Raw genomic sequence first — 11,893 nt, 5'->3', positions numbered from 1 at the left:
TTGGAGTATGGACATGTTGATGGGAAACCGCTTGATCCTGGCCGCTTGCGCACTGGCCCTCAGTGCGTCGTCGTGGGCATCGCCGGGCCATTTCGATTTTGGCCAGCCTGCACCGGCAGCCAAGGCCAGTCGCAGCATCGAGGTGGTGATGGGCGACATGACGTTCGATCCCGGTGCCCTTGATATCAAGGCCGGCGAGACGGTTCGGTTCGTGCTGATCAATAAAGGCCAGTTGCTCCACGAATTCAACCTGGGCGACGCCGCCATGTACGCCGACCACCAACAGGAAATGCTCAAGATGCAGCAGAGCGGCCAGTTGATGCCGACCGCGATGAAGCCGGGGATGGACCATGGCGCCATGGGCCACGACCAGGCGAGCATGCGCCACGATGACCCCAACAGCGTATTGGTGGAGCCGGGCAAAACCGCCGAGCTGACCTGGACCTTCAGCAAGGCCACGCGCCTGGAGTTTGCCTGCAATATTCCCGGGCATTACCAGGCCGGGATGAAGGGCGACCTGACAGTCAGTCAGTAAGCACTCAAAGGCTACGGCAAAGGCTGATAGAATCCGCTGATTCTTCAGTCAGGTTTCTGTCATGCATCCCGCAGCCGAACACTCGCCGCTGGGCAAGTCCAGCGAATACATCGCCACGTACACGCCGTCACTGCTGTTTCCGATCCCGCGCACCGCGAAATGGGCGGAACTGGGCCTGACGGCCGAGACCTTGCCGTACAAGGGCGTGGATTTCTGGAACTGTTTCGAGCTGTCGTGGCTGTTGCCGTCCGGCAAGCCGGTGGTGGCCATCGGTGAGTTCGCGATCCCGGCGGACTCGCCGAACATCATCGAGTCCAAATCCTTCAAGCTGTACCTCAATTCCCTGAACCAGACGCCGTTCGCCGATACCGCGAGCCTGGAAGCGACCCTGCGCCAGGACCTGTCGGCAGCCGCCGGCAAAGCGGTGGGCGTGCGGATCCGCAGCCTCAAGGATGTGGAAAGCGAAGGCATCGTGGCGTTGCCTGGTACATGCATCGACGATTTGGACATCAGCGTCGATTCCTACGCGCACCCGCGCCCGGAGCTGTTGCGTTGCGATGCATCGCGCATCGTCGAGCAAAGCCTGCACAGCCACCTGCTCAAGTCCAACTGCCCGGTGACCAGTCAGCCGGACTGGGGCAGCGTGGTGGTGGAGTATCGCGGCCCGGCCCTGGACCCGGCCAGCCTGCTGGCCTACATCGTCAGCTTCCGCCAGCATTCGGATTTCCATGAGCAATGCGTGGAGAGAGGATTTTTCTCGACCTGCAGCGCTTGCTCAAGCCGCAGAAGTTGACCGTGTACGCGCGGTATGTGCGTCGTGGTGGGCTGGATATCAACCCGTATCGCAGTACTGAAGCGGTGCAATTGCCGAACCATCGTTTGGTCCGCCAATGAGTATCTAATGTGGGAGCGGGCTTGCTCGCGAAGGCGGTGTGTCAGTCGACGTCCATTTGGTTGACACACTGCCTTCGGGAGCAAGCCCGCTCCCACAATGGATTGCATTTCAGATTGCCGACATCAAAAAGCCCCGCTAGCGATAGCAGGGCTTTTTGCATTTGAAGGGGGTCAGATCCCCATGTTGCCCAAGGCCAGCACGATGTTGCGCAAGGTCCCGGCAAGGGTGGGGTGTTCCACCTCGAAACGTTCGACAGCCAGGTTCACATTGTCGGCGAGGTTGTTGTCCGGTGTTTTGCTTTCCAGCTCAAGTTCAAGTTCGATCTGTTGCATCAGCGCCTGCAGGTCATAGCGCTCGGCTTCGGAAAGTGGTGGATTCTGTTCCAATTGCTCGCGCAGGTTATTGAGCTGTTCTTGCAATTCGCGGGCAGGCATTGGCGTACTCCCTTTATTGATAGGCACAGCCATGGACCGCGACGGCTGGTCAAAAGTCCATGGCTTGCCTTAAGAGTAATCCACCCTCACGCACCCTGCATGATCCCGGTCATGGCTTCTCGCCTTTGAGTCGACGCAGGCTGATATCCGCCAGGCAAGTGTCGAGTTCACCCAGGTGGTCGATCACCGAGTGCACTCCCAAGCCGAACAATTGCACAGTGGCCTTGGCGCGCTTGGTTTCCCGTTCCTGTTGGCTCAGCGCCTGCCATTGGTCAGGCGCCAAGCCGCACAGCGAGCCGCAGGACGCCAGGCCGATGGTCCACAAGCCGGCGTTGAGCCCCGACTGCAACAGCCTGGGTTCGCCACTGACCAATACGCAGCCGTCCAGTTGCTGGACGTTCAGCGCCATCAAGGCTTGCCAGCAGGCATGCGGCGCCGGCCAAGGATTATTTGTTGCAGGAAGTTGCGGTGGTTTGATCCATGTCGGCAATGAAGCCGCCAGGGCGTGGCTGATGGCAGGTGGCAACTCGTCGAGCCAGGCGCAGGGGATTTCCTGGCGCTGCAACTGCTGCAAGCTCTCAAGGGCGCCAGGTGTGGGCTGCGCATGCTCGACTGGCCCAGCCCCTGGTTGACGGATGCGTGCGCCGAAATCCACCAGGCATCCGCTCAGGCCAAACAGTACGGCGGTCAGGCTGGAGGCGGGGAGGGGCAGGGCTTCGGCGCGGGGCATGGGAACGTCCTTGAAATAACCAGCAGCCTAATGGGCCTCGATGACAGTCCGGTGACAGTGAGATGAAGGGTGCCGGTCGCGGAAAAGTCCTACGATCTGCGTGCTTTTCGGTGCTGCCTATCTACGCGTTCCGTCTTATACTAGCCAGCTTACCGCCTGGGCTCGGCGCCCTTGCCTGAATAATCCAAGGAGTTTTCCCTATGCGCTGGAGCCATCGTCTAGCTCTGCTGTGTTTATCTGCCAGCGTCTTGCTGGTTCCGTTCGCTGCCCAGGCCGCCACGGAAGAAGATCCTTGGGAAAGCATCAACCGTCCAATCTTCACTTTCAACGACACCCTCGATACCTATGCGCTCAAGCCACTGGCCCAGGGGTATCAATACGTGACGCCGCAATTCCTCGAAGACGGCATCCATAACATGTTCCGCAACATCGGCGACGTGGGCAACCTGGCCAACAACGTGCTGCAAGCCAAGCCGGCCGCTGCCGGTGTCGACACCGCCCGATTGATCTTCAACACCACCTTCGGCCTGCTGGGCTTCTTCGACGTGGGCACCCAGATGGGCCTGCAGCGCAGCGATGAAGATTTCGGCCAGACCCTGGGCTACTGGGGCCTGGGCAGTGGTCCGTATTTGATGTTGCCGCTGTTGGGGCCAAGCACCCTGCGTGACGCGCCAGCCAAGCTGGTCGATGACTACACGGCTCCGTATCGTTATATCGATAACGTCTCGGTGCGTAACTCCATTCGAGGCCTGAACGTCGTCGACACCCGTGCCAGCCTGTTGTCGGCCGAGAAGATGGTGAGCGGTGACAAGTACGTCTTCATCCGCAACGCTTACCTGCAAAACCGCGAATTCAAAGTCAAGGATGGCCAGGTTGAAGACGATTTCTGATTTCGTCTCGTAGATCTGGAAGGCGGCCCGAAAGGCCGCCTTCTGTGCTTTGGAGGTGGTTTGATCCTTCCATTGAGTTACGCTTCGCTCGGTTCTTATAACTCTCTGTACTTTGACAAATAAAGACGGCAAGCGGCTATCTGCATGAGCTTGAAACGCCCGGCGGATGGGAGTACCGTCTGCGCCTTAGAAGGGCACCTCTGATGTATTTGCGTGTAGGGCAAAGGCCTGAAACCGGTACGACAGAGAGGCTAGAAAGCGAATCCAGTAGTGCGTGCCAGGCCAGACAGCCCAGCCCGCTACGCCAACCTAATTCTGGCGCCGTTTGCCCACATGCCAAAAACCAGTGCCACGCTGCTGATAATCGATGATGACGAAGTGGTGCGAGCCAGCCTCGCAGCCTACTTGGAAGACAGTGGTTTCAGCGTCCTGCAGGCCAGCAATGGCCAACAGGGTCTTCAGGTATTCGAGCAAGACAAGCCCGACCTGGTCATCTGCGACCTGCGCATGCCGCAGATGGGCGGACTCGAACTCATTCGCCAGGTCACCGAGATTTCCTCGCAGACCCCGGTGATCGTGGTTTCGGGCGCGGGCGTAATGAACGACGCGGTCGAGGCGTTGCGCCTGGGCGCGGCGGATTACCTGATCAAGCCCCTTGAAGACCTCGCGGTACTCGAACACTCGGTGCGCCGGGCCTTGGACCGTTCGCGGCTGTTGCTGGAAAACCAGCGCTATCGTGAAAAGCTGGAAACCGCCAACCGCGAGCTGGAAGCCAGCCTGAACCTGTTGCAGGAAGACCAGAACGCCGGGCGCCAGGTACAGATGAACATGCTGCCGGTCAGCCCCTGGACCGTCGACGATTTCCGGTTTGCCCACCAGATCATTCCGTCGTTGTACCTGTCGGGCGATTTCGTGGACTATTTCCGGGTCGACGAACGACGAGTGGCCTTTTACCTGGCCGATGTTTCCGGCCATGGTGCTTCCTCGGCGTTCGTGACGGTGTTGTTGAAGTTCATGACCACGCGCCTGTTGTTCGAATCCAAGCGCAATGGCACATTGCCAGAATTCAAGCCGTCAGAAGTCCTTGGGCATATCAACCGAGGCCTGATCAGTTGTAAGCTGGGCAAACACGTCACAATGGTCGGTGGAGTCATCGACGAGGAGACTGGTTTGTTGACCTATAGCATCGGCGGTCACCTGCCTTTGCCTGTGTTGTATACGCCAGACAGCGTTCGTTACCTGGAAGGGCGAGGTTTGCCGGTGGGCCTGTTCAACGAGGCCACCTACGAAGACCACGTACTGGAATTGCCACCGACATTCAGCCTGACGCTGATGTCTGATGGCATTTTGGACCTTTTGACAGAACCTACACTCAAAGAGAAAGAAGCGGCCTTGCCTGAACGGGTAAGCGCAGCGGGCGGCAGCCTGGAAGGCTTGCGTCAAGTGTTTGGATTAGCCACGCTAGGGGAGATGCCGGATGATATCGCCCTGTTAGTGTTGAGCAGGAACCTTTGATGAGTACCGGTAGAATCCAGTTCGCCGAGCAGGACGGCACCTTTGTCCTGAAGTTTGTCGGTGAAGTGCGCCTGACCCTGTGTTCGGCGCTGGATGCGACTATTGAGCGGATCTTCACTGCGCTGAACTTCAGCGCCATCGTGATCGACCTGACCGAAACCCGCAGCATCGACAGCACCACCCTGGGCCTGCTGGCCAAGTTGTCGATCCTGTCACGGCAGAAGGTCGGCTTGCTGCCGACCGTTGTCACCACCCACAACGATATCACCCGTCTGCTGCAGTCCATGGGTTTTGACCAGGTGTTCAACATCGTTGGCGACCCCGTGCCATGCCCTGAATGCCTGGACGACCTGCCTGACCAGGACCAGTCTGAAGAAGAAGTGCGGATCAAGGTGCTCGAAGCCCACAAGATTCTCATGGGGCTCAATGACTCCAATCGTGAAGCGTTTCACGACTTGGTGAATGCGCTGGAGCGGCCCTGACGCTTGAGTCTTGTGTCGGCTAAGCAGGTCCCGTCGCGAGCAGGCTCGCTCCCGCAAAGGACTTGTTTTTGCCGCAATACCTGATTCACTCTGACCCCCTGTGGGAGCGAGCCTGCTCGCGATGAGGCCGTTCCGGCCAGTGCATTCCGTGCGCAAAACCAATAAAAAAGGGCGAACCCACCAAGGTTCGCCCTTTTTCACATGAATCCGCTCAAAGCTTGGCTTGCAGTAACGCCTCCAGCTTCTCCTGGTCCCGGGCAAACTGACGAATACCTTCGGCCAGTTTCTCGGTCGCCATGGCGTCTTCGTTGGACAACCAGCGGAACTGCGCTTCATTGAGAATCAAGCGCGCTTCCCCGGCTTGCCCTGGCGCCAGCTTACGCTCCAGCTTGCCTTCATCGGCGGCCAGTTTTTCCAGCAGGTCCGGGCTGACGGTCAAGCGGTCGCAGCCGGCTAGTTGTTCGATCTGGTTGAGGTTGCGGAAGCTCGCACCCATGACCACGGTCTTGTAGTCATTGGCCTTGTAGTAATTGTAGATACGCGTCACCGACTGCACGCCCGGGTCATCGGCGCCGGTGTAGTCGTTGCCATTGGCTTTCTTGTACCAATCGTAGATACGGCCCACGAACGGCGAAATCAGGAACACCCCGGCATCGGCACAGGCCGCGGCCTGGGCGAAGGAGAACAGCAGGGTCAGGTTGCACTGGATGCCTTCACGCTCCAGTTGCTCGGCGGCACGAATGCCTTCCCAGGTGGAAGCGATCTTGATCAGCACGCGATCCCGGCCAATGCCGGCTTTTTCGTACAGATCGATCAGACGATGCGCACGCTTCAACATGGCCTCGGTATCGAATGACAGACGTGCATCCACTTCAGTGGAAATACGCCCCGGGATCACTTTCAGAATCTCTTGCCCGACCGCTACGGCAAAACGGTCGCTGGCCAGGCCCACATCGCCCTTGCAGTCCGCCACGCAGGCGTTCAGTTGCTCGGCATAACCTTGAATGGCCGAGGCCTTGAGCAGCAGGGAAGGGTTGGTGGTAGCGTCCACGGGTTTGACGCGGGCGATGGCCTCGAAGTCGCCGGTATCGGCCACGACGGTGGTGAATTGCTTGAGTTGTTCCAGCTTGGAAGTCATGAGCGTGCTCTGTCCTATGGGTCTGTTGACATTACCCGAGGGCCGGCAGCCACTCAAGGGCGTGAATAGGTATCGACGGCCCCGGTGGCAACAACCTGAAAACGGTTGTTTGAAAGGTCGGGGCGGTATCGGTAGATACGATGCCAAAACAGCTCGCAGGTTCAAAGCAAGTGACGGTCAGCGTCCTTCCAGCAACTGTCCCGCCTGATCCAGCAACGCCAGCGGATCCTTGGTTTTATGAATATCCACCGACAACAACTGCCGAAACCGCCGCGCTCCCGGGAACCCGGTCCCCAGCCCCAACACGTGACGGGTGATGTGGTGCATCGCCCCGCCAGCCGCCAGGTGATCGGCGATATAAGGCCGCAACTGCGCCAGCGCCTCGGCCCGGGTGATGATCGGCGCGGTGCTGCCAAACAGCTGCTGATCTACTTCGGCCAGCAGATACGGGTTGTGATAGGCCTCGCGCCCCAGCATCACACCGTCGAACGTCTGCAGATGTTCGTGGCACGCCTCCAGCGTCTTGATTCCACCGTTGAGCACAATCTCCAACTCCGGAAAATCCGCCTTCAACCGCGCGGCCACGTCATAACGCAGCGGCGGGATATCCCGATTCTCCTTCGGCGACAACCCCTCCAGAATCGCAATCCGCGCATGCACGGTAAAACTCGTACACCCGGCCTCACGCACCGTCCCGACAAACTCACACAACTGCTCGTAACTGTCCCGCCCATTGATCCCGATGCGATGCTTGACCGTCACCGGAATCGACACCGCATCGCGCATGGCCTTCACACAGTCAGCCACCAAATCCGGATGCCCCATCAGGCAGGCGCCGATCATGTTGTTCTGCACTCGGTCACTGGGGCAGCCGACGTTGAGGTTGACCTCGTCGTAACCGTGCTCCTGGGCCATACGGGCGCAGGCGGCCAGGTCAGCTGGGACGCTGCCGCCCAGTTGCAGGGCCAGGGGGTGTTCGGATTGGTGGTGACGCAGGAAGCGTTCGTGGTCACCGTTGAGTAGCGCGCCGGTGGTGACCATTTCGGTGTAGAGCAGGGCGTGTTTGGAGAGGATGCGGAGGAAGAAGCGACAGTGGGCGTCGGTCCAATCCATCATCGGCGCAACGCTGAAGCGGCGGGACGGCTCTCGACGGGATGATCCAGTGTTTACGGGCGCTTCAGGTTTTTCTAAATTCATTGATACTGATCTTTTATACAGCGGTTTTTACCCATTTTTCCTTGTTTTTGGATAGCGGTTGCTACATTGTAGCAACCGGTCTCGGCAATGTAGCAACTGGATATGGGCACGATCACATCACGCAAGCGCAAGGACAATTCGACGGCCTACACGGCGCAGATACGGATTAATCGGGACGGGAAGACAGTTTATCAGGAAAGCCAAACCTTCGACCGGAAGCAGGTGGCTCAGGCATGGATAAAGCGGCGGGAGACAGAGCTGGCTGCGCCAGGTGCTATTGAGCGTGCGAACCGGAAGGGGGTGACGATCAAGAAAATGATCGACCAGTACTTGGACGAGTACGAAAAGATCCGGCCGCTGGGGAAGACTAAGCGAGCAACCCTGACGGCGATCAAGGAGACGTGGCTGGGCGAGGTCGATGATTCAGCGCTGAATAGCCAGAAGCTGGTGGAGTTTGCGCAATGGCGTATGAGCGCTGAGGGAGGAGGCGTGCAAGCGCAGACCGTTGGGAATGATTTGTCGCATTTGAGTGCGGTGTTGTCCGTTGCGCGGCCGGCCTGGGGATATGAGGTTGATGCTCTGGCAATGCCTGACGCCCGTCGGGTGTTGCGTAAGCTTGGCATGGTCACGAAGAGCAGGGAGCGCAATCGTCGGCCTAGTCTTGAAGAGCTAGATCAACTGATGGAGTACTTCTTTGAAATGGAGGCGAGAGGGAACAGCTCGATTCCTATGCCTAAGTTGATCGCCTTTGCGCTCTTCTCAACTCGGCGGCAGGAAGAGATAACTCGTATCCGCTGGGAGGATCTCGACGAATCCAGGCAGGCTGTGCTGGTGCGAGACATGAAGAATCCCGGCCAGAAAATTGGTAACGATGTGTGGTGTCACTTACCAGATGAGGCTTGGGCGATCCTGCATACTATGCCTAAGGCTGAGAGAGAAATTTTTCCCTATAACGCTAAGTCCGTGTCGGCATCCTTCACCCGTGCTTGCAAGATGTTGGGTATTGAGGATCTCCATTATCATGACCTGCGGCATGAGGGTGTGAGCCGGTTGTTTGAGATGGACTGGGACATTCCAAGAGTGTCGAGTGTTTCGGGACATCGCGATTGGAATTCTCTCCGACGATATACCCATCTGCGCGGCAGGGGTGACCGTTATTCAGGATGGCAGCACTTAGAAAAAATCCTGCGATGAAAATTGAATGGATTTAGGGAGATAGTGTGAGGAAGGGTGTTTTCAAAAAAAGGCAGGGCGTCGTTACGAAGTGGAAGTTAAGGGGGGGACGGCTTTTAGGTCTTTTGATAACGACGGGGGCGATAGGTTTTATTGCAGCAAGTGCTTATGGTTTTTTGGTCAAGGATGTTTCTTTGGATTTTATAAGGCCTTATGGTCGATATTATATATTCCAACTCAGTAATGAAACTCCAGTTGATCAGCGCGTCAGCTCATTTAAAGTGATTCCGCCTGGTCCTCAATCTTTTATTTTTAGAATTACCAGGGATATTTATGGAGAGCTTGATATAAATGGATCTGCTACGCTTCCAGGAGGAAATATTAGCTGGATCCCAGCGGTAGAGTTTCATGAGTTAGATGGTAAAGAATTGCAGGCCCGTTCTGCGCATAAATTTCGAATGCCGCCGTTAAGTAGTAGGGATTACATGCAGCCTGTGGCTGCGATACTTGAAGTTCAATATGATGTGCTCCCAACCAATGTGATACTGGCTGGGCTTGACAAAATATTGCGTGCTATTGGGTTACGTAATTCTTCCACGAAAACTAGGTATCTAGTAGTTGATAACTATTGGCATGAAACTCGTTCTGAGTCACTAGGAGAGGCTATACGTATAGCTTGTCGTGATAATGATTCGCTTCGATCAGACTTGTGTGGTCGGGACAAAGCTGAATAAGCAAAAGGGGGCTGGCGCCCCCTTTTTTATGCTGCTCTGCCCATAAACTTGTTTTGCTCAATTTTTGCTTTTTCACGCTGCCTATCAATGTAATCGGCTAAGTCTTTCAAATGGATGCCGAGGGCTGCCTTCTGGCTATTAGCGCCCATGCGGATTACTGGAATATCAATTTCCCCATCCAATTGTTTGCGTTTGAATTTTTCCACGGTCAAATGCATATAGTCTTCGCATACTCGGCCGAGCGGAATGACTGCTTGCCCTTCATATTGTGCCATCAGTAAGAAGAGGGTGTTCATGCAGCCTCCATAACTTCGCTTATGTTTTCGCTCATATTTGCTTCAATCAAAGCCATCATCGGCCATGGAGAAACAGAATTGCCCACCATCAATACTTGGTCTTTCTTGCTGAACTTCAGGCCGTCGTGGCCGTGGTCAATCACGTAGTTGTCTGGAAAGCCCTGGGCTCGGTAAAGCTCCCGTGGCGTCAGCATGCGCATGCCAATGTCGACGATAACGTATGGCGTGCCCTTGATCACCACGGTAACCAGGGCCAGCCGATCCCGTGTGGTGATCGTGGCGGCCGGATCGCGCAGGTCGTAGATGTTGTCGGTGCCGTAGTACCCCATCAGGAAAGCGGCAACGCGCAGTGCGCCTTCCTCCTCGTCCGGTGCGAGTGTGTACTCGAGCAGCGCGTGATGTTCTGCGCCGGCACAGATGGTTGAGATCGGCTCATCCATCGCGCTACCCACACAGTTCCTGCGCAGGGTCAGCAGATTGGCGGTCACCAACTGCTGTTGGCTGCCCGTCGTGGTTATCGCTGTCAGAGGCTGGTCTGGGTGCCGCCCCAGCGTTTCGTTGAAGCCACCGTTGTGTTGTGCGATGTAGGCCACGGCGAGTGCGAAGTGTCCGCCCTTGACCTGTGCGCAGATGGTCCCCAGCGGTGCGTCAGCCGGCATGGTTCGCTGGGATGTTGCATTGGCGTGCTCTGTGAGGAAAGGCGCGACTTGTGGCGTCACCAGGGCGAAGCCATGTGCGCCAGTGATGGTCTTGGTTGGCTCTTGCACCGACTGGCATCGAGCTGTGTCGTTACCTGAATGGTTGACGCTTACGATAAACGGGTCGGCATGATCGACCACATAGCGAAGGGCACCTTTACGCACACGCTCCATGGTCTTGCCTGCCAATGGCCGGCGTACACCAGCAGCACGACCTTCTTCTTTCGTCAGGAAGATGCTCGGGCAGGGGATTGACCAGTCGATGCAACTGGCTGCGTTACGCCAAGCTTTTTGGCCTTTTGCGGGGGCCTTGAAGTGGGTCGGCTCCGGCCAATACAGTGGCTTGCCATCGCATCGAGCGACCATGTACAGGCGTTCACGTGTGGTAGCGGCGCCAAAATCACAGGCTTTGAGCTTTCCATGCAGAATGTCATAACCCATGTTCTTAAGGATCTGGAGGAAGCGGCGCCAGGTCTTGCCCTTACGTTTTGGATCAGGCACCAGGTATTGATCCTGAACTGGAACGCGCTCGCCTGGTGCGGCCACGCTCCCATCGCGGCGAATCACCCGGCCGGTGGTTTTGCATCGCTTAGCAATCAAGGGGCCCCATTGCAGGATCTGCCAGACGTTTTCCATAGTGATGAGGTCGGGTTTGACCTGTCCGGCCCACTTGACGGTGACCCACGACAGGGAGCGGCTGGCACTGCTGCGTGGTTGACCTCCGGCGGCAAGGCTGTGATGGGTACATTCGGGGCTTGCGTGTAGGTGTGCGACGGGGCGGCCTCGTGTCGCCTTTCGGGGGCACACCTCATAGACGTCCGAGATGTAATGCTCTGCGCCTGGGTGGTTGCGCTTGTGCATGCTGATGGCTTTGGGATTGTGGTTGATCGCGATATCGACGGCTTTACCCGTGGCCATTTCCTGGCCCATGGTTGCGCCGCCACCACCGGCAAACAGATCGACGCGGATCTTGCCCGTAAGGTCGAGGCCAAATTGGGTGATGACGGCAGTGCTTATTGGGGTTTTGGAAAAGGCGGTCATACCCAACCTCCATGCGTATACCCCACGACAGGCTGCGCGAGCGGGCGATCCTGAGCGATTAGCGTTGCTTCAGTGTGCGCTGCCCCGCGCAGCTTTTCGTGGGGTATAAGCGCCTCGGCGGTGCTGCTGGGAAGA

General features: G+C 57.3%; 12 protein-coding genes and 1 pseudogene. 7 read left to right on the top strand and 6 right to left on the bottom strand.

Going from position 1 to position 11,893, the window contains the following annotated elements; genetic code table 11:
* Nucleotides 1-13 precede the first annotated feature (13 nt).
* Nucleotides 14-535, top strand: a complete 522-nt coding sequence (copI, locus tag GN234_RS08730; protein WP_176688304.1) for a copper-resistant cuproprotein CopI — start codon at nt 14-16, stop codon at nt 533-535.
* A 61-nt stretch (nt 536-596) separates the two neighbouring features.
* Nucleotides 597-1,429: pseudogene (gene queF, locus GN234_RS08725) on the top strand (NADPH-dependent 7-cyano-7-deazaguanine reductase QueF).
* A gap of 171 nt (nt 1,430-1,600) precedes the next feature.
* Here the strand turns inward: queF and GN234_RS08720 are convergent.
* Together GN234_RS08720 and GN234_RS08715 are read right to left on the bottom strand one after the other, a co-directional pair.
* Entirely contained in the window at nt 1,601-1,864 is a 264-nt protein-coding gene (locus GN234_RS08720; protein ID WP_116831874.1) for a DUF4404 family protein, read from the bottom strand.
* A 109-nt stretch (nt 1,865-1,973) separates the two neighbouring features.
* Nucleotides 1,974-2,594 carry an HAD family phosphatase gene (locus tag GN234_RS08715; protein ID WP_116831875.1) on the bottom strand — a complete coding sequence of 207 codons (621 nt, stop codon included), beginning with the start codon at nt 2,592-2,594 and terminating at the stop codon, nt 1,974-1,976.
* 200 nt (nt 2,595-2,794) lie between these two features.
* On the opposite strand from GN234_RS08715, the gene GN234_RS08710 reads away from it, so the two are divergent.
* From GN234_RS08710 to rssC, 3 genes are all read left to right on the top strand, one after another.
* A complete protein-coding gene (locus GN234_RS08710; RefSeq protein WP_109751600.1) occupies nt 2,795-3,484 on the top strand; it encodes an MlaA family lipoprotein in 690 nt (229 codons plus the stop codon).
* Nucleotides 3,485-3,817: 333 nt separating this feature from the next.
* The gene (rssB, locus tag GN234_RS08705) at nt 3,818-4,999 is read left to right on the top strand and encodes a two-component system response regulator RssB (RefSeq protein WP_014339338.1); all 1,182 of its coding nucleotides are present in this window, start codon (nt 3,818-3,820) and stop codon (nt 4,997-4,999) included.
* Nucleotides 4,999-5,481, top strand: coding sequence for an anti-sigma factor antagonist RssC (gene rssC, locus GN234_RS08700; protein ID WP_025212773.1), 483 nt, complete (start codon nt 4,999-5,001; stop codon nt 5,479-5,481). The genes rssB and rssC overlap by 1 nt, the downstream gene beginning before the upstream one ends.
* A gap of 211 nt (nt 5,482-5,692) precedes the next feature.
* On the opposite strand, the gene tal is transcribed toward rssC, so the two are convergent.
* Together tal and dusA are read right to left on the bottom strand one after the other, a co-directional pair.
* Nucleotides 5,693-6,619 (bottom strand): transaldolase, encoded by a 927-nt coding sequence (gene tal, locus GN234_RS08695; protein WP_072407787.1) that lies wholly within the window; start codon nt 6,617-6,619, stop codon nt 5,693-5,695.
* Between the two features lie 177 nt (nt 6,620-6,796).
* On the bottom strand, nt 6,797-7,816 hold the full coding sequence (dusA, locus tag GN234_RS08690) for a tRNA dihydrouridine(20/20a) synthase DusA (RefSeq protein WP_176688303.1): 1,020 nt from the start codon (nt 7,814-7,816) through the stop codon (nt 6,797-6,799).
* Nucleotides 7,817-7,918: 102 nt separating this feature from the next.
* Between dusA and GN234_RS08685 the strand changes: the two genes are divergently transcribed.
* Together GN234_RS08685 and GN234_RS08680 are read left to right on the top strand one after the other, a co-directional pair.
* Entirely contained in the window at nt 7,919-9,010 is a 1,092-nt protein-coding gene (locus GN234_RS08685; protein ID WP_176688302.1) for a site-specific integrase, read from the top strand.
* Between the two features lie 26 nt (nt 9,011-9,036).
* Nucleotides 9,037-9,723: a hypothetical protein gene (locus GN234_RS08680; protein WP_176688301.1), complete on the top strand. Its 687-nt coding sequence runs from the start codon at nt 9,037-9,039 to the stop codon at nt 9,721-9,723.
* Between the two features lie 26 nt (nt 9,724-9,749).
* On the opposite strand, the gene GN234_RS08675 is transcribed toward GN234_RS08680, so the two are convergent.
* Entirely contained in the window at nt 9,750-10,019 is a 270-nt protein-coding gene (locus tag GN234_RS08675) for a pyocin activator PrtN family protein (protein WP_176688300.1), read from the bottom strand.
* Nucleotides 10,016-11,758, bottom strand: coding sequence for a DNA cytosine methyltransferase (locus GN234_RS08670; RefSeq protein WP_176688299.1), 1,743 nt, complete (start codon nt 11,756-11,758; stop codon nt 10,016-10,018). Before GN234_RS08670 ends, GN234_RS08675 begins: the two co-directional genes overlap by 4 nt.
* Nucleotides 11,759-11,893: the final 135 nt, after the last annotated feature.

It is taken from the genome of Pseudomonas bijieensis (genome assembly GCF_013347965.1).
In the GTDB taxonomy this organism is placed as follows: domain Bacteria; phylum Pseudomonadota; class Gammaproteobacteria; order Pseudomonadales; family Pseudomonadaceae; genus Aquipseudomonas; species Aquipseudomonas bijieensis.
Note: the sequence above shows the minus strand (reverse complement) of the source record. Positions and strands in the feature narration are given on the sequence as shown.

What these genes read in the sequence shown, in the direction of transcription:
- copI (WP_176688304.1), top strand. Translation starts at nt 14, where the DNA reads ATGTTGATGGGAAACCGCTTGATCCTGGCCGCTTGCGCACTGGCCCTC.
- GN234_RS08720 (WP_116831874.1), bottom strand. Translation starts at nt 1,864, where the DNA reads ATGCCTGCCCGCGAATTGCAAGAACAGCTCAATAACCTGCGCGAGCAA.
- GN234_RS08715 (WP_116831875.1), bottom strand. Translation starts at nt 2,594, where the DNA reads ATGCCCCGCGCCGAAGCCCTGCCCCTCCCCGCCTCCAGCCTGACCGCC.
- GN234_RS08710 (WP_109751600.1), top strand. Translation starts at nt 2,795, where the DNA reads ATGCGCTGGAGCCATCGTCTAGCTCTGCTGTGTTTATCTGCCAGCGTC.
- rssB (WP_014339338.1), top strand. Translation starts at nt 3,818, where the DNA reads ATGCCAAAAACCAGTGCCACGCTGCTGATAATCGATGATGACGAAGTG.
- rssC (WP_025212773.1), top strand. Translation starts at nt 4,999, where the DNA reads ATGAGTACCGGTAGAATCCAGTTCGCCGAGCAGGACGGCACCTTTGTC.
- tal (WP_072407787.1), bottom strand. Translation starts at nt 6,619, where the DNA reads ATGACTTCCAAGCTGGAACAACTCAAGCAATTCACCACCGTCGTGGCC.
- dusA (WP_176688303.1), bottom strand. Translation starts at nt 7,816, where the DNA reads ATGAATTTAGAAAAACCTGAAGCGCCCGTAAACACTGGATCATCCCGT.
- GN234_RS08685 (WP_176688302.1), top strand. Translation starts at nt 7,919, where the DNA reads ATGGGCACGATCACATCACGCAAGCGCAAGGACAATTCGACGGCCTAC.
- GN234_RS08675 (WP_176688300.1), bottom strand. Translation starts at nt 10,019, where the DNA reads ATGAACACCCTCTTCTTACTGATGGCACAATATGAAGGGCAAGCAGTC.
- GN234_RS08670 (WP_176688299.1), bottom strand. Translation starts at nt 11,758, where the DNA reads ATGACCGCCTTTTCCAAAACCCCAATAAGCACTGCCGTCATCACCCAA.